Source organism: Cellvibrio sp. QJXJ, assembly GCF_024452345.1.
GTDB lineage: Bacteria > Pseudomonadota > Gammaproteobacteria > Pseudomonadales > Cellvibrionaceae > Cellvibrio.
Window position 1 is genome coordinate 2,336,772 of record NZ_CP101662.1, and the last position, 18,486, is coordinate 2,355,257.

The 18,486-nt window shown below is 51.4% G+C and carries 11 protein-coding genes; all 11 read right to left on the bottom strand.

Features of this window, described 5'->3' with window-relative positions; all coding sequences use genetic code 11:
• Nucleotides 1-38: 38 nt before the first annotated feature.
• The 11 genes from NNX04_RS10115 to mltB all read right to left on the bottom strand — a co-directional run bounded on the left by NNX04_RS10115 (nt 39) and on the right by mltB (nt 18,483).
• Nucleotides 39-1,370, bottom strand: coding sequence for a DUF1552 domain-containing protein (locus NNX04_RS10115; RefSeq protein ID WP_261948349.1), 1,332 nt, complete (start codon nt 1,368-1,370; stop codon nt 39-41).
• A gap of 17 nt (nt 1,371-1,387) precedes the next feature.
• Nucleotides 1,388-8,215: a starch-binding protein gene (locus tag NNX04_RS10120; protein WP_261948350.1), complete on the bottom strand. Its 6,828-nt coding sequence runs from the start codon at nt 8,213-8,215 to the stop codon at nt 1,388-1,390.
• 588 nt (nt 8,216-8,803) lie between these two features.
• Nucleotides 8,804-9,523 carry a UbiA family prenyltransferase gene (locus NNX04_RS10125; protein ID WP_261948351.1) on the bottom strand — a complete coding sequence of 240 codons (720 nt, stop codon included), beginning with the start codon at nt 9,521-9,523 and terminating at the stop codon, nt 8,804-8,806.
• 90 nt (nt 9,524-9,613) lie between these two features.
• Nucleotides 9,614-10,978 (bottom strand): alkaline phosphatase family protein, encoded by a 1,365-nt coding sequence (locus NNX04_RS10130; protein ID WP_261948352.1) that lies wholly within the window; start codon nt 10,976-10,978, stop codon nt 9,614-9,616.
• A gap of 58 nt (nt 10,979-11,036) precedes the next feature.
• Nucleotides 11,037-12,140 carry a metabolite traffic protein EboE gene (gene eboE / locus NNX04_RS10135; protein ID WP_261948353.1) on the bottom strand — a complete coding sequence of 368 codons (1,104 nt, stop codon included), beginning with the start codon at nt 12,138-12,140 and terminating at the stop codon, nt 11,037-11,039.
• Between the two features lie 2 nt (nt 12,141-12,142).
• Nucleotides 12,143-13,291: a 3-dehydroquinate synthase gene (locus NNX04_RS10140; RefSeq protein WP_261948354.1), complete on the bottom strand. Its 1,149-nt coding sequence runs from the start codon at nt 13,289-13,291 to the stop codon at nt 12,143-12,145.
• Nucleotides 13,292-13,309: 18 nt separating this feature from the next.
• The gene (locus NNX04_RS10145) at nt 13,310-14,206 is read right to left on the bottom strand and encodes a TatD family hydrolase (RefSeq protein WP_007644805.1); all 897 of its coding nucleotides are present in this window, start codon (nt 14,204-14,206) and stop codon (nt 13,310-13,312) included.
• Between the two features lie 55 nt (nt 14,207-14,261).
• Nucleotides 14,262-14,933 carry an EboA domain-containing protein gene (locus NNX04_RS10150; protein WP_261948355.1) on the bottom strand — a complete coding sequence of 224 codons (672 nt, stop codon included), beginning with the start codon at nt 14,931-14,933 and terminating at the stop codon, nt 14,262-14,264.
• Between the two features lie 304 nt (nt 14,934-15,237).
• Nucleotides 15,238-16,452, bottom strand: coding sequence for a D-alanyl-D-alanine carboxypeptidase family protein (locus tag NNX04_RS10155; protein ID WP_007644802.1), 1,215 nt, complete (start codon nt 16,450-16,452; stop codon nt 15,238-15,240).
• A gap of 97 nt (nt 16,453-16,549) precedes the next feature.
• Nucleotides 16,550-17,452, bottom strand: a complete 903-nt coding sequence (locus NNX04_RS10160; protein ID WP_007644801.1) for a septal ring lytic transglycosylase RlpA family protein — start codon at nt 17,450-17,452, stop codon at nt 16,550-16,552.
• Nucleotides 17,452-18,483, bottom strand: a complete 1,032-nt coding sequence (gene mltB / locus NNX04_RS10165) for a lytic murein transglycosylase B (protein WP_007644800.1) — start codon at nt 18,481-18,483, stop codon at nt 17,452-17,454. Before mltB ends, NNX04_RS10160 begins: the two co-directional genes overlap by 1 nt.
• Between the last annotated feature and the right edge of the window lie 3 nt (nt 18,484-18,486).

Sequence of the window (18,486 nt, forward strand, 5' to 3'; positions counted from 1 at the left end):
CTGACAGATAGTTTCTTTGATTACTTTGCAAAAAATAATTACAACAAGAAACCACTAATCCCCCCATAACTATTCCCATACCTACCCCAGTTCAAGCCAAAGGCTTTGGCGATATCCAGATATAAATTGGACATGCCGTTATTCATTGCATCGATTGCTTTGCCGTTTTGGATGGCGCCACCGGCGCCGCCTGCGACATAGATGCCGGGGTTTTCTTGTTGGTGGTTGCCGCCGCCGACTTCTGACATAACTAATATCAACGTGTTATCCAGCAGTGTGCCGCCGTAGGCGACATCTGGACGGGCGGCGAGTTCGTCCATTAGGTAGGCCACCATCATGTTGTACCAGCGGGTCTGTGAATCAAATAATGCGGATTCATTGTGCGAGCTGACGTGGCTGCGGGTTTCGTTGTAATTTAATTTATCGCCTGAACCGAAATCGCCCATGTAGGGGCGCACGCTGGGGAAATTAATTTTTAACGATTCGTCCTGCGCTCCCATAAATTGAAAACTGGCGGTGCGGGTAATGTCTGCTTGAAATGCCATGGCGATATTGCGCATTTGCGCTTTGGCAATTAATTCAGCGTCGTCGTTCACGCCGGTCATGCCGATAGTGGGGCGGCTAAAACCGGTGCCGCCGCCAATATCCAGCGTGCCGGTGAGTGTGCTCTGGTAATAATTGAGCGCTTCTTCGTGGGTGAGTAATTTCCCTTGCTGTTTAATGTTGAGGGTATTGGCCTGCAATAAATCCAAATTTTCGTGCAAGCTTTCCAATACTTTTTTGCGGCGTTCCGCTTCCGGGTCCGGTGTGCCACTGCTGCTGCCAACAATATCGGCGAGTAAATTGTCGTACACCTGTTGTGGGTTGTCGGACACTTGAATTTTATTGCCGTTTTTATTGGTGAAGGGCAAATATTCTGCGCCTATCGCCCGGCTCGACCACACGCCGACATGCATATTGTTGGTGAGGCGACCACCCAATGCTTCGCCCATAGCAACATCAAAAGACGGCGCACGCTCGACACCGCCGGAGAACACGCCGCGACAGGCTTCCGGGTGCCCCGAACTGCCGCCGTGGCCGTTGTAGCTGAGATTTTTAAACGCGACAATTTTGTTAATGTGCGTGTTTAAATGTTGCAGCGGGCTGGTATCAAAACTGCCGCTGCCGAGTGCGCCGGTATTGTAGGAATGCCATTTGTCGCGCACACAACCGTTGGGGTAAAACACCATCACAAAACGTTTGGCGCCGCCCGCCTGGGCGAATACATTGGCCGACAACATAAACTGACTGGTGAACGCGGTGGTTAAACCGGCCTTCGCAAGCGTGCGGAGGAAATCGCGACGCTGCATTTTATTTTTTAAAATATTCATGCTGATGTCCTCCGCAATTATTTGCGCAAAATGTAGTTTTTGGTTTGAGTGAATTCCACCATCAAATCCAACAGGTTGGCATTGGTGGCGGTTTTGAATTCACGACCAAAAACTTGCAAGGTACAGCTGTCGCTCGCCTCCTCCAGTTGGCCGCGAGTGTAGCGATACCACTGACGCGCATAACAGGCTTGCGCATTCGGGCTTTGGGCGAGCAAATCGGTCAACTCATCCATGCCGTGATACAGAGTCACAGGTTCGGACTCGGATAAATAAGTTTCCGCCGAATTCAAGCTGCCTATTTCACCCAGCGAGTTGATGGCTTTTACCAGACCGTTGTCGGTGGTTTCGCTGTTTACATACAGGCCAAGGGCGTTGTAATTCTCCAAACCAAAACCTATGCCGTCGATGTACTGGTGACAGGACTCGCAGCCCTCTTGCAAATGCGCGGATTCAAACCGCTCGCGCACCGTGAGGCTTGGATCTTCCTGCGGTTTTAACTCCGCCCCCACCGGCGGTGGCGGGAAGTCCTGACACAACAGATTGCGTCGCACAAACAAACCGCGTTTGACCGGATGGGTTTTCTCCGAGGCGGATTGAATCGCCAGAATACCGGCATGCCCCAATACCCCACGACGCTCGGCATTCACGCCGCTGTAATCCACGCGCTGCACGCCGCTGCCACCCGGCCAGGTCAGGCCGTAATGGTTGGCCATCTGCTGGGTCATGTAGCTGTAGTTAGCGGTGAGCAATTCCTTGTAACTGCCGCCGCCAAATACTGTGCGTTTTACAAACTCGATGGTCTCGGCCTTCATGTCCGCCTTGAGGCTGTTACTGATGGCGGTGGTTTTGATGTCTTTGTCCAGATCCAACCAGCCGGTAATAAAGCGCTCAAAGGCAACTTGGGCTTTCGGGTCCTGCAACATGCTGCGCACGCGGGTGGCGATTTGTTCCGGCGTGCTCAATTGACCAGCATCGGCGGCGGCCATAAGAGTGGCATCCGGCGTAGTCGCCCAGTAGGTATAGGAGAGCATGGCGGCGACTTCATAGTCGGTCAGCTCGTAATAGTTCCCCACTGGCACACCCACTTCCGAGCGATAGAGCATGGAGGGCGAGGACAAAATCGCCGTGAGCAAGGCCAAGTCGCCCTGCGCGCTATGCAATGTCACCAGCTTGGTTACTTCGCTCGAACTTAATGGCCGACGGAAGGCGCGCTTGCCAAAGTTCTGCACCAAACAAGTTACGTTGTTACAACCGGGAGCGAGACTGTAGAGGTTGGTCACCATGCCCGCCGCCGCTTCTGCCGCGAGCACATACCCCTTGGCGTAGTCGTTGGTGAACACCGCATTGGCGTTGGTTTTGAAGCCATTGACCGGCAAGTCGCCCGGAATACGGCCACTGGTGACATCGATAGGGGTGGTTAAACCCAGTAAATCGCGCACCGAGTTGTTGTATTCCAGCGTTGATAACAAGCGGAAACTGCGATCTTGTGGGATCAAATCGTCCAGGCTTTCGGCATCACACACACCTGCGGGCGGCAGTATGGCATCCGCCAGAATCATGGCGGCGATACTGGTAGCACAGCTGCCAGTACAGGTGCCAAGGCTCGCACCATTGGTGTCTTTGGGCATATTGGTGGCGATGTAGTCCGCCAATGTTTGCAGGTTGTAGCGACCAGCAATCGCTTGGTTAGTGAGCTTGTAACTGCCAGTCTGACCATCGCTACCATGACAACCCACACAGCCCTGACTTTGGTAATGGCCGCGCGCTACTTCGTGTTGATCGGTGATGGCATCAAACACCGCCAGCAACGTCAGCGACAGCGCATTGCCCACCACCATTTGGGTAGTGGCACTATTGGCATCCAACAAGTAAGCCGCGCCGGTACCTTCCCAGTGCACAAACTGCATGCCGGGGCCGGCGGGATTGGCTTTAATATCCAGCAAAGTACCGGGCACAAACAACTTACCACTCAGGTTACCGCTGGCGCCGATACTCGCGCTGCCGTTACCGACCTGAATCTGGGTGCCTGCTTCCACTGCAGCGGCAGCGGGTTCAGCAGCCAACCAACCATTGTCATACCAGCTTGGCTGGGCCTGATTCACGGTAAGGCCGGTGCCAGTCTGATTAGCGCCGTTATTGCTGAAAATAATATTGGTCGCACCGCTGGTGTTCGCCCAGCTGGCGGGAATCACCAAGCGCAGCCAGCCTGCGCCATAGGCCGTGGCCGCCTCGGTCAGCGCAGTTCCCGGCCATGGGCCAGTACGCGGTGTTTCTACACCGTTTTGGTTAGTCCACACATAGGCTGACACTGTGCCCCAGCTGGCAGGCTTTTTCACATACACATACTGCCCCTGCCCCAACCCCGTCACGGTGTAACTGGTAGTCAGATCGCCGTAGAGGGCATTAATAGTGGTGGTACCTGCTGCGGTGCCTGCGGTGAGTAAACCGGAGGCCGATACACTCGCCACCTGTGGGTTGCTGCTGGTCCAAATCACCCGCGAAGTCATGCCCTGCAAGCCATCTGCCGCCGTAGCCACCAGTGCCAGCTGGTGCTTTTCACCTGCCAGCAAACGCATATTGGCACGGCCGACAATAGTCAGTGCGGTGATGGGGTTGGATGGCGGCACCACCTCCAGCGTGATGCTATCGCTGTAGCCGTCACTGCTCGCGGTGATGGTTACCGTGCCGGTGCTTAATGCCGTGAGGTTGATGGCGGCGCCGGTTTTACCTTGGGTAGAAATCACCGCCGGGTTGCTGGAACTCCAGCTCACCTCACCCACCGCAGGCAGTTGGGTGCTGTTGCTGTAGAGCATCGCCAAACTCAGGCCGATGACCTCGTTCACTTCGGCGCTGGTTTTACTGGCGCTGAGTGCAACGCCGGTTTGTACTACATCCACACCCAATTCATTGATCCAATTGCGGAACAGGGTTTCCGCCTGGGCATTGGTTTCGGTGGAGCCAAAAGGCATGCGCATACCGGAACCGGTTTGGTATTTGTATAGGTTGCTATTGGCGGGAATGCCCGGAATTACCCGGTTGCTCTGGTTGACCAGCTTCATGGATTCCAGCGCAGTGTCAAAACGCAAATCCATACCGCCCGAGGTACCGGCGTGACAGTGGGCGCAGTTAACATCCAGGTAAGCCTTGGCGCGTTCGGTCAAACTCGCGTTGCTATCGGTTGGCGCCGCAAACTGCGCATAGCTGCTGGCATTGCCAATGGCGCTGCTAAACAGGTTGATGCTGTTGAGCACTGTCAGTTGGTTAGCGGTCACGCCCTGGTAATTGAAGTTGCCGTTGAGTTGACGGGTGCTTAGCGCCAGCGGGGTGAGTTGACCCTCGGCATTTTTATGACAGCCGCCACAGGTGCTGCCGGTTTCCACTTTGCGCGTCACACTCACCAAGCCGCCATCCGGCACCACGGCCGATTCAGTAACCAAATCGGCATCAGTTCCGGCGCTATTCCATTGGTAGTTAGCGGCCTGCCAACCGGTTTCCTGACGGAACAAAACCGAGGTGGTAAAGGGTTTATTGGCATTGCTGGCGGTGGCTACGGCCAGGTGTTTTACCACCACCGAGCCGACCGGCAAGTCCCAGAGTGCAGTCGGGTCAAAGCCCGCTGTGCTGCTATTGGGCAAGGCGATAAAGTGGCGCATTTTGCCGCCATCAAACCAACCACCGCTATTGAGTGAATACTCAATCACACCGTGAGCCGGAATCAGGTTAGCCAAATCGGCAAACAGACCGGTGGTGGAAAGTTTGGTCGGGATCTGCGCGGTAGCGACATCGTCATCTACCACTTTGAAAATGCTGGATGGCCCACCCAATTCGCGGCCGTGGCTGGAAATCAGCAGGTTCTTCTGTAAATCCTTGCCTATCGACGAGATGTAGTAAGGGAATGCTTCGCTGATCAGTTTCTTCGCCTGCCCGTCATTGCTCACCGACCAGAGGCGCTTGGTCACGTAATCGCCAAAAATAAAACTGCCATTGAGCGCCGGTAATTGGGTGCCGCGATAGACAAAACCACCAATGATCGACACACCGGAAGTACGGCCATAACCATCGCGCGGCGGCACATAATCCGTCAGGCAATTTTTGCTGGCAGCGCCACCCAAGGTGCCGCGGTTGCGTGTGCCTTCACACACCGGCCAACCGTAGTTTTGGCCTTTGGTGATGATGTTTACCTCCTCATAGGCCAGATCGGTGTCCTGCCCGATTTCGGTTTCCCACAGGGTGTAGGGGGCATCGGTATCAAACGCCCAGCGCCAAGGGTTGCGATGGCCCATGGACCAGATCTCCGGCAAATAACCCGCCTGCCCGACAAAGGGGTTATCCGCCGGCACGCTGTAATACTTGCCATTCACTGGCGTCGCCAGCGGCTGGATGCGGATAAATTTGCCGCGCAAAGTGGTCGGATCTTGCGCGCTGTTGTTGTGGCGGCGCTGATAGGCATCGCTCGGTTGCGGGTTGAGCGGGAAGGCGCTGTGACCATAGCCGCCCTCGCCGATACCTACATAGAGGTAACCCTCGGTGGGGTGGAATTGCATCATGCCGCCCTTGTGATCCTCACCCGGTTGCGGAATGCGCAGCAGCTCGACCTTGGAACCAGCAGAGGTTGGGTTGGCCGGGTTATCAACCGTCCAGCGCTCGATAATCGCATCGCCGGTTTTCCCGCCCACTATGCCATCGGTGCGCGGGTAGAAATTATCGCTCTCACCAAAAATGTAATAGACGTAGATAAAACCATTGCTGGCGTAATGCGGGTCAAAGGCCATGCTGAGCATGCCGCTTTCGTTGCTGTTGAGCACAGTGGTTTTGATATCCAACAACTTGCGCACTTCTGCCGGCACTACCGATTCTTTGTTGGGGAATGCGTAGATCGCGCCCTCTTTATCCACCACATACACCAAATCATTGGCGCCGTCGTTAGTCACCATTACCGGTGAAAAGAAAAAGGATTCCAACGCAGGGAAGGCATTTACAAAGCGGTATTTACCGCTGCTCACCGTGCCGGTAACGGGGAAGCCAAGTGGCGCCGCCAATTGCGGACGCTCGGGTAAACCTTGAGTCGCGGCGACAACATTGATCACCAGGGTATCGGTCGCGGTGGAACCATCGGCTGCCGTTAATGTGAGTGTGACCGTGTGATTACCAAGGCTGGTCAATGGTGGTGTCACTACTTGTTTACCCGCCAATGCTCCCGCCCAGGCGGTGCTGGTCCAGCTGGCCGTCGTGTAATCGCCAGTGGATGCTGCCGCCGACAATGCCTGCCGACCATTCACATTTGCTTTGCGATCCACCCCCGCATTAGCGACCAGGGTTGCAGGCACGCCGCAGGCCGCCGGTGTTTTCCAGGACGCAGTACCAAAGTCATAACAAGTATTGGGTGCGACAAAATTTAAATCGCCCGTTTTAGGGTTGCCGTTTGCGCTAAACACCATGCCCGCCGATGTGAGCGCGCCCGTGAATTGATAGCTGTAAATGGTCGGCGCATTCGCAAGGCGAACCATCGCAGGCCCCGGCCACACACTGCCAGTACGCGCAGGCACGGCATTGAAAAAATGCACGTTTACACTGGCCCAGTTAGCGGTATTTTTAAAATACAGGGTGGTATTTGTGGCGGCCACGCTTGAGGGGGCACTGGAAGAGGTTTGTGCAACGCTTGACGATGCTATCGACAGACTGGATGAGCTTGGCGCAACACTTGAAGAAGCAGGTGCAACACTGCTTGATGCCGGTGCAGAGGAGGATGCCACTGCAGTGGTAAAGCCGCACTGCGCAAGAGTTTTCCATACAGTATTTTCATAACAACCGGCGCCGGTAAATTTCAAATTCGCACTTTGCGGCGCACCGGTATTGTTAAAAATAATATCCAGCGAGGTTGGCATAACACCAGCAGCCAAGTCCGCGCTAAAGTCGTAACAATAAAAAACGCCACGCTTGGTCATACTCTTACCGGGCCAAGCGGGCAAAGCGGTAATGGCCCCTGCAGGAGCAGGGTTCCAAAAATAAAGTGAAGGGTTTGCGTAATTAGCGGGATTATTAAAACAAATCGAATTAGCGCTAATAATTTGCGTCGCTACCGATGATGCCGCCGCGCTGGATGGCACGCTCGAAGGCGCAACACTGGAGGCGACAATGGAAGAAACCGCACTGGACGATGACGCCGCATTTGCTAAATAAAACCCGCACTGCGGCAAACTTTTCCACACGGTATTTTCATAACAACCCGCGCCGCTACCTGAACCATTAAAAGTGAGATTGGCGGTTTGATTTGCACCGTTGTTACTAAAAATAATACTGAGCGATGTTGGCAATGCACTCGCTGTTAAATGGCTCGCCAAATCATAGCAATAATAATTGCCAATCTTGACCATCGCCCTGCCCGGCCAAGCAGGTAGATTGGTCATGCTGGACGCAGGTGTAGGCGCCCAGAAATAAATACTGGGGTTGGCAAAATTGCCGGGGTTATTAAAACAAACACTGCTGCCTGAAACTGTCGCCGCTAATTTTACGGCGGAAATTGCCTTGCTCGTCTCATTGAAAGCAATGTGGTAATCACCCGTAGAGGGGATTAAAAAATCTTGCGCCGGAAAGGTTTCATTCCAATTGTCGGTATAGCGACCAACCTTAAAACGCGGATTAGTCCCTGCAAAATTTTGTCGCGTCTCCCACAAACCTGTTGCGGTGTTTTTCGTCATGGCAGTGGCGACCCAATCCGTGGGAGTACCGCGAAAATAAGCATTGCTCCACTGGGCGCTACTCCCATGGGAATAAGCAAGGGCGACAACACTGAACAAAAGAGTGAACCACCCTTTTGCCGCAAAACAGGCTGATAACTTACGCATAGTATCTTCCTACAGGAAACCAAACGACCGGCGTTACGCGCCGCGAAGCCTGGAAATATTATTGTTATGTAAATTGATATTATTTAAAGAATAACGAACCCGTGGAGCGGAGTTATCGCCCAACCAGTGCAACATTTTGCAAATTATTTTCAGAAAAACATTAAGCAAAAGTATGCCGCTACCCAGCCACAGTAATGCCCGCAACTGTTGCGTACCGGTTCCATAGTCTTTTGTAACGTAAGAGTATTTGTAAGGCGCTGAAACAACGCAGGGTGATACTTGTTCGAATTACTTTATTTTTTTAGTGTGTTGTTTTTTTACTGTATTGATCGATGCGAGAAAGCAGATGATTGCGCTAACACAAAAGTATTAAAACGATCACCATCGCCATTGCAGAATAGTTTTGTTCCGTTGTTGCAAGCAATATGAATACGTATGCAGAAAATTCAGGCAGGGAATACAAAAGTATTGGGTGACAATTAGTTACATCGCGTAACAGCGGAGCAACCCATAGTCGAATGGAAAACCACTTGCTAGTCGCATCACTTCAAGCGGCTAGCATTGGTTGAGAAATTAACGGATAAAGTGTTAGTCACCACGCACATAGCGTTGACCAAAACGCGTTAATACTGCCAGCGTGATGCCAGCCAATAACCAGACTGGCGCAACCACTAGCGCGAGCAATATGCCATCCACCACCGCCATGCCCGCAATCATGCGTGGAATAACCGGCCCAGTGTAGGGTTTGCCGCGCATATGCTCATAGCGTGCAACAAAGGTTAGCGACAGGGTGTACAGAAACTGCAACACAGCGGCAATAAGCACCCACTGCAACCACTCACCAGTTAAGGCCATAAGCACCACTACAAATACCAATGCCCGAGCTAACCCCATTACCAAAATACTGGCAGCCGTTTTTTTATGGAACACATCGTAAACGGCAATGGTTGTAAACAGTGCGACTGCAGCACATAGGCCTGCCAGCGCAAAGGGTGTGAGTGCGACAAGAATAAAACCCGTTAAAAATAATGTAATCGCAATAATCACCGCCGTTTTTACGCTGACACTGCCAGTCACCAGCGGGCGGTAGGGTTGGTGTTGTTTGTCCCATTGATAATCACACAGATCATTCAGCACCATGCCGCCGCAATAAAATGCCGACAGCGCAAGCGCCAATACCGGCAGCCACACCCACTGCACCGTAGCAGGAACAGCATGATCAATTAACACCATGGCCGTGAGCACATTCATCCACACTGTGGGCAAGTTACTGATACGGCACAGAGCCAAGAGTGGTTTTATTTTCATGTACATATCCCAAGAGACAAAGTTGAACGCCAAGAAATTTCTGATAAATACACTTTTTGTCATACTCGCAAACGCGAGTATCCATAAAAGTTAATCAAACACATGGCGCAGCATTAAATCGCATACGTCAGTGGCGGCAATAGGTTCACGGGGCACCAGACGCGCCTCGGTGGACATAAAAATCGGCGTAGAGTCTGCACCAGGCAATGCCAAACCGTGTGAACCTTTTACCTGTTCCGGCTGCATGGAAATCACATCCATTAAATAGCGGAAGCCTAATTTTTTGCGCAGCACCTTACCCGCCATGCGCAGCATAGGGAAACGCAATTTGGGATTAAAAAATAATTCGCAGGGGTCATAACCGGGTTTGCGATGAATCTCTACTGTAGGCGCAAAATCCGGCGCTTTGTTATCGTCCAGCCAATAATAATAAGTAAACCAGGCATTGGCCTCGGCCAATAAAATAAGTTCACCTGAGCGCTCGTGATCCAACCCAAGCTCGCGTTTGCCTTCTGCATCCAATACCCGTGCGATGCCCGGTTGTTGCTCAAATAATTTTTTTACGGTGGGAATTAATTCAGCGTCCTGAATATATACATGGGCGATTTGATGGTCGGCCACGGCAAAGGCTTTACTGGTTGCAGTTTCCAAATACTCGTGCCCCAAATCGGTTTTTACCGCGAGTAAATTCGCTTCGCGCAAAATGCGGTTGGGGTGTACCGGTTTATCCACCGCACCAATACCGTATTCCGATAACACAATCACCCGGCAATCGCGCGCGGTAAAAAAGTCGAGCAGTTTACCCACCAACGCATCGACCTCTTGCAGGTCTTTGCTGATATCGCCTTGGGGGCCGACTTTTTGTAAGCAGTAATCCAAATGCGGCAAATAAACCAATTGCAAACTGGGAGATTTTTTTAACTCGACGTTTATCGCCGCATCGGCAATCCAGGCGCTGGATTTAATGGAAGTCGCTGGCCCCCAAAATTGAAACAAAGGAAATGGCCCAAGCTTTTGCGACAATTCTTCGCGCCACTCCAGCGGATAGGTATAACAATCCGGCAATTTACTGCCATCGGCGCAATAGAGTGGGCGCGGCGTTAAGGTGTAGTCTGCACCGGTGGCCATGGCATACCACCAAAACGTATTGGCGCAAGTAAACGACGAATCTTTTGCGCGTGCTATATCCCAAATTTTGGGCGCTTGAATTAAGCGGTTGCTCTGCCGCCACAACCAAACTTCATTAAGGTCACGAAAATACCAGCCGTTGGCAACTATGCCGTGCTCCGCCGGTGTTTTTCCGGTGAGGTAAGTGGCTTGCACGGCGCAGGTAACGGCGGGCACCATGGGTTTTATATCCACACTGTTGCCCAGCAATTTTTGTAAGTTGGGTGTGTGCTCGCCAATTAAATTGCGCGTTAGCCCCACCACATTAATCACCAGCGTTCGTTGCATAAAACTTACCTATTGTATTTTTTCGTCATACTCGCGAACGCGGGTATCCATAAAAATCTTAATTATTTTGGCCGAGCAGATTTTTCACCCACTGCAATTCGCGCGCAATGGATACATCCAGCGGGTAATCCCGTAAGTGGGCGGGCAGATTTTTAAAGCTGTAGGTTTCCACTTCTAATGGAATAGACGCATCCAATTGCGGTAAAAAATCGGTCAGGAAAAATTGCGTGGTGGTGCATGGCCCGAGGTTATCGATAAAAATCGGCACATGAAAATGCACACGGCATTCGCTATAAACTTCGCCATTTTCAAGTGCAGCTTGCAGCTCCGGCAAATCGCTAAAACGATGCAAACCCTGCGCATGTTTGGCAACCGCCTGATGCAAATACACCGGCTCGTTAAATTGCATTAGCGTGGCAATTTGCTCGTCTTGCGCCCGCAGGGCACTGGAGACTTGTACTTTCGCAATAGTGATATTGGCGGCGCGCAGCCGCGCGAGCACATCGGCGGCATCTTCAAACTCTACCGCTTGATGACAACAGTCAAAACAAATCCCAATGTAGGTTTTTAATTCCGCCGGAAAATCCATGCGCGCAAAAAAGTCGATAGTTTCAGCGGTTGTTTCCAATACACAGCAGGGTTCAGGTTCCAGCGCCAACTGGATCAGAATACCACTGCGCTCATGCAGCAGATGTAAATGCCTAAGCACGGTGATTAGATTTTCACGCACCAGTAACCAATCGGCTTCCGCAAAACCTTGTTTGTAGGCAATAGGTACAGTGGAAATCGATAATTGCTGCGCACGCGTGGTTAAAGCCACCGCCAGATCGGCTAAACGCTGGGTATAAACCACTCGCTCCTGCGTGCGCCAGTCGGGCTCATAGACAGCTTCTTTTACCGGCTGATCATGAAATGTGCCGTAGGGAAAACCGTTAATGGTAAGCAAGTAACAATCGTGTTGTTCACACCAGGCGCGGAACTCGGCGATTTTTTTATCGTCCAGTTCAACGCTGGCCTGCTGGGCGATACGCAGCCCGAGCGGGAACGCCGCATTAGGTGAAACTTGTTGTTTTACACTCAAGCCGTGGGATTCAAGGTTATCCAGCACGTGCTGCCAGGATTCGCCGGGGTGAATATTGCTGCAGTAAGTTAATTGGCGCATGGTCAATTGGTGGCCGGAAAATCACTAAGTAATTTATCAATACTGCGCTGCATCACATCAAGCTCAATATGATTAAATTGCGCCGCCTGCCCTTCGCCAGTTAATAAGGTAATACATAATTCCCCTCCCAAATGCTCGCGGAAATCCTGCAGGGCTTTGTGAATATCCAGGCGCGTTAACGCACTGTGACTCAGGTTAAAACCCAAATCGCGCAGTGTTGCCACTATTTTTTCCAACAGCGCGTGGGTAATAAAACCCATGTTGGCGGAATAGAGTGAATCCAGTGCGATACCAATCGCGACTGCTTCGCCGTGACGTAAATCGTGGCCGGATAATTCTTCCAGGCGATGTGCCGACCAGTGGCCAAAATCGAGTGGTCGCGCACTGCCGTATTCAAAGGGGTCGCCGCTGGTGGCGATATGATGCAAGTGCAATTCGGCGCAGCGACGAATCATATAGGCTACCGCTTGCTCATCAAATGCAGCGAGCAAGTGGCGACTCTCGTGCAGCCAATTAAAAAAATCCGCATCTTTAATCAGCGCGACTTTTACCGCCTCGGCAATACCGGCGCGTTGGTCGCGTTTGGGCAGGGTTTGTAAAAAAGCAAAATCGTTAATCACTGCAAAGGGCGGTACAAAGGTACCCAAATAATTTTTGCGACCTAAAAAGTTCACCGCATTTTTTACACCGATGCCCGCATCGTTTTGCCCCAGCACGGTCGTGGGCATACGAATTAAACGAATACCGCGGTGTGCTGTTGCTGCCGCATATCCCATCGCATCAATCACGGAACCACCGCCAATCACCAGTACAAAACTGTGACGATCGATTTTGTAATCCTGTGTCAGGCGATAGAACTCTTCGACTTCTTGCGGATCGCTTTTGCAAATCTCACCACTGCGCACAATTAACGGCGGAAGAATTAAATTAATCGTATCGCTGTGGCAGCGTGCATATTCCGTCAGGTCATCTATTAATTGCGGGTGATTTTTCAGCACATCGGCATCTATAACCGGAAATACTTTATGCTCGCGATCGCCGGCGCGCTGCAGAATTTCGCGCAGCACCGCGTTTTCTACCGCAAAGGTATGCCGGGTAAAACTCACCGGAAATTCATAGCTGACACTGAAGCGTTGGATAATTTGCGACATCTTTTTTTACTACGTCTTTTAATTGGGAACAGGTTCGTCAACACGGGGTTTTTGCCCGCGCAATACCGAGTTATCACTGTAAGACTGGCGCTGATCAATCACCGGCGTTTGCATTAACGCATCCACATCAATTTGACCCGACTGGGCGTAGGCGCTAATCGCATTGGTCCAGGTGGTGAGTTCAACGGCAGCGGGATCAATGCCGCGCTCTAACATCAGTTGCGCGGTTTTGGGAACCGAGAGCGGATCGCTCACGCCCCAGTCGGCGGAGCTGTCGACAATAATGCGTTCAGGGCCATATTCGCGCACAATTTCCACCATGCGCGCCGAGCCCATTTTGGTATTGGGGTAAATAGTAAACGCCGCCCAGGCGCCGTAATCCAATACGTCGCGCACGGTTTCTTCGTTGTTGTGATCCATAATGAGTTTGTGCATGGGCACACCCATTTCGCGCGCGACATCCATAGAGCGCAACACGCCGCGTTTTTTATCGCGATGGGGCGAATGCACCATCACCAGCATGTCGTAATCCACTGCCATTTTTAATTGCGCTTGATAGGCATATTCTTCGGCGGGTGTCATTTCGTCGTAGCCAATTTCGCCAATCGCGACCACGCCTTCTTTTAAAATAAATTGCGGCAAAATTTCCAATACTTCGCGTGCAAGACCTTCGTTGTTGGCCTCTTTGGAATTTAAGCCCATGGCACAGTAATGGGCGATGCCGAATTGCGAGGCACGAAAGCGCTCCCAGCCAATTAAGCTGGCGTAGTAATCGATAAACGAACCGACATTGGTGCGCGGTTGCCCCAACCAGAACGCCGGTTCAATCACGGCGCGAATGCCGGCGGCGGCCATGGCCTGGTAATCGTCTGTTGTGCGACTGCACATATGAATATGCGGATCAAAAAATTTCATAACTAAAATTCCCGGTGATTGTCTGTCGCACTGACAGAGAAAATGTTGAGGCGTATTAACCCACTAATAACTGCACATCCGCTGGAATATCGCGCCCGGCACTGCGCCGTTCATCAATATAGTCATTTACCATCGCGATTAATTCCGGCGTAGTACGCAAATTAACGCCGTAAATATTGCCCAGCGGTTCATCAATAAATAAAGCTTTAAGCAGCATTTGATTCCAGGCGAGAGCGTCGAAATACAAAAACGGATACGGCGAATCGCAGGCGACAGCAGAAAAGACCGAGCGCATATTGGTGCGGCAACCTTCGGCGGCGCGCCAGACATGTTGTTGTGGCTCAGGCAATAAACAGAGCGCGCGATAGTAAGCGCAGGACTCACCCTCATCGGCAAAGCGAAACCATTGATTAAAACGCTGGGCAAAGGCGGGCTCTGCCAGATCCGCGCGCGCCAGCACAAAACCGACACGCACCGTATCCAGCAAGCTCCAGGCCTTGGGGCTCCATCCGGGAATTAACGCGGCGGCGCGTTCAAGCTCCGCACCAGAGGGGGCAAGCGGCTGGCGCGGCACATGCCTGCTCGCCAACGAAACCAGCTGGGTAAATCGATCGTCCGTAACGCCAGTGGAAATTTGATCCTGAGTGCGCTGTATAAATTCCTGGGTAGTTGAATTCACACGCACTGCCAACACACTATTCAATAGCGCCAGACAGGGTTTACTCATGGTTTGCAGCTTTTAGGAGAAGGTTATTGTTTTTATCTTGCTTCAACCTCAGGGTAGTTTTAGGCAGGAGAGCGGAGCAAGATGAATACGTATGCAAGGTATTAGCACCCACCAAATCCCTGATGACAAGCCAGCCAATATAAATATGACTTTATTAGACCATTACCAACGAAACGGGAAAAGCGAAGAATCGCTAAGAAAAGAAAAGAGAGGGGATTTACCTGAACCGCGCGGGGCAAAAAAGCATAAGGTAGTGGATAAGCGGCCCTATACTGCGATACAAGCAATATAGAGCCGCAATGGCTTAGCTAAACAAATTGCGGAAGAACAATTTCAAGTTATCCAATAAACGCGCGAAAAAGCCCGCTTCTTCTACAGCCTGAACCGCCACGATTGGGGTATTTACCAACAGCTGCCCATCCAATTCCACCGTAAGGTTACCCAGCTCCTGACCAACTGCAATCGGCGCTTTGATGATTTCGTTGATATGCATTTTTGCTTGCAGTGACTGCTCGCGTCCCTTGGGCAGAGTGAGCACTATATCCTTGGGTATCGCGAGGCTGACTTCGTCGGCCTGACCCGCCCATACACGGGAAGTACCTACTTGCTGACCCGCTTGATACAGCGATGTAGTTTGGAAATAACGGAAACCATAGGCCAATAATTTTTCCGTTTCTGCCGCGCGCGCGCGCTCTGACTCAGTGCCCATTACCACAGCGATAAAACGGGTGTTATCACGCTTGGCTGAGGCCACCAAACAATAGCCCGCCTCGTCGGTGTGACCAGTTTTTAAACCATCCACCGCGTCGTCGCGGAATAACAGCGTGTTGCGGTTGGGCTGGCGAATATTGTTGTAGGTGAAATACTTTTCCGCATACAGAGGATAATGGGTTGGGTGATCATTAATAATCGCACGCGCCAGCACCGCTAAATCTTTTGCGGTAGTTAAGTGGCCTTCGGCGGGCCAGCCCGATGAATTTTCAAAATGGGTACTGACCATGCCCAGGCGGGCGGCGGTTTGATTCATTAAATCCACGAATGCATCTTCATTGCCGGAAATATATTCGGCCAAAGCAACCGTAGAGTCATTACCGGATTGAATAATTACCCCGCGCAGCAAATCGATTACTGGAACCTGGGTGCCCTCTTTTACATACATGCGCGAACCGCCCATCTGCCAGGCTTTAACACTGATATTTACCAGTGAGTCTTCGCTAATTCGCCCCTTCTCAATTTCATCCACCACCAAATAGCTGGACATCATTTTAGTAAGGCTCGCGGGAGGCAAGCGTTCCGCCGAATTAAACTCCGCAACAATCGCTCCAGTAGTGGCATCTACCAAAATGTAGCCCGTAGCCGCCAATTGCGGCGCAGAGGGAATTGCTTGTGGCTGTTGCTGAACAACCTGACCGGGTGTAGGAGTTGGCAAAGTGGTAGCAGGGACAGGAGCCGAAGGCTGTTGCGCAAACGCGATACTCGCGCCGGCAAGAAAAATACTGGCAGCAATTTGTTTAATCATGATGAGATAACACTCTTTAAAACGAAAAATAAAAATGAATGACGAATTGTAACAGTAAAGCAGCGCAGTGAATCAAACCTGAATCACTTTGCCACCGTTACTGATAAACCACATGGGCTTCGTATATTTTTATGCGCGCCAATTGATCGCGCGCTTCCTGTAAGGATTTAGCATTGGCGAATGGGCCAACACGCACGCGGTGAATTTCTTTGGGCGACTGAGCAGAATTAATAGTGAGTGGATAGGTTAGTTTAGTGCCAATACTTGCGGCAAATTGCTGCGCTGCATTTTTTTGCGAAAAAGCACCAACTTGCAAATAAGTACCAGGTGGCAACGCAGACTCGACCTGTGCAGCGGAATTACCACCCGCACGTAAAGGCACCGGTGCTGCGTCATTCGGCAACGCAATTTCAACTTCAACACGTCCGGTTCCTGTTTTATGAATTCCGATACGCTGGGCAGCGGCATAACTTAAATCAACAATTCGCCCGTGATGAAAAGGCCCGCGATCATTAATACGCACCACAACACTTTTACCATTGTCGAGATTTTTCACCCGCACATAGGATGGAATAGGTAAGGTTTTGTGCGCACCGGTCATAGCGTACATGTCGTAGACTTCGCCGTTTGAGGTGCGATACCCGTTGAATTTTTTACCATACCAGGAGGCATAACCACGCTCTTTGTATGAAGACTCATCCGCGATCAAGTGATAAGTTTTGCCCAACACGGTATAGGGATTTTTGTTGCCCGCACGGGTGCGCACCTCATAACGCGGCACCGCATCTGGCACGTGAGACAGATCGACATCTTCATCCGGGCCAAAATCTTTATCGTGGGCATAGCGCCCATCGTTGGGATTATAGGGCGGTTTGGTTTTTCCAGTGGGCGCTTTTTGTGGTGCGGAACAAGCGGCAAGCAAAACACACAGGCCGAGCAGACAGAGAAAATAAATCTGGCATCTGCCAAAAAATTGTTTTGCGCGCGCCACCCATTGCATTAGTTTGCTCCCGCTACTTTTTGGTTGGATTTATTCATCGCATTTTTGATTTCTACACTCAAGTCATACACCGCCATGGCATACATCGGACTGCGGTTATAACGGGTAATCGTGTAAAAATTTTGCAGGCCAAACCAATATTCCAGACCTTTTACGCCTTCAAATTCAATGGCGATAGCCGGGATCTTGCCGCTCGCTTTAGTGACAGGGACCACACCGGTTTTTTTCCATTCATTTAATGTCAGTGTGGGTGGCACCACTTTATTAAATGCGTCGTTGGCGATCACTTTACTGCGCGCCTGCGACAGTTTTGCCGGTACCACTACTGCCTTATCTGTCTGCCAGCCATGTTGTTTAAAATAATTGGCCACACTGCCAATCGCATCGGTGGGGTTGTTCCAAATATCGGTAAAACCATCACCGCTAAAATCAACCGCATAATTGCGGTAGCTGGAGGGCATAAATTGCCCGTAGCCCATAGCGCCCGCGTAAGAGCCTTTGAATTCGAGCGGATTATGCTGTTGTTCGCGCGTGAGAATTAAATAATTCACCAACTCCGAGCGGAAAAATGGTGCGCGCGGTGGGTAATCAAACGCCAGTGTGCTCAGGGCATCAATCACTTTCCAGCTGCCCATATTGCGGCCGTAGTTAGTCTCCACGCCAATAATCGCCACGATAATTTCGGCGGGCACACCGTATTCTTTTTCAGCCAACGCCAGTGCCGCACGATGTTCATTCCAAAAGGCAACGCCATTAGTCACGCGCATGGGCACAATGAAAATGGGGCGATACTCTTTCCAGGTTTTGGACTTTTCTGCCGGGCGTGCAATTGCATCCAGGATCGGCTGGCGTTTTTCCGCCTTGCTTAACAACTGCGTCACTTCGGCCGCCGTAAAACCATGCTGCTGTACCATTTCGTCGATAAATGCTGGCGCCAAAGGGTGCTGGCTGTAATCTGCCCAGGCCGGAAGCGCCGCACCCAGCAACAGCGGCAGTGATTTTTTTGCTAAGCAACGTATTGAAGAAAACATAAG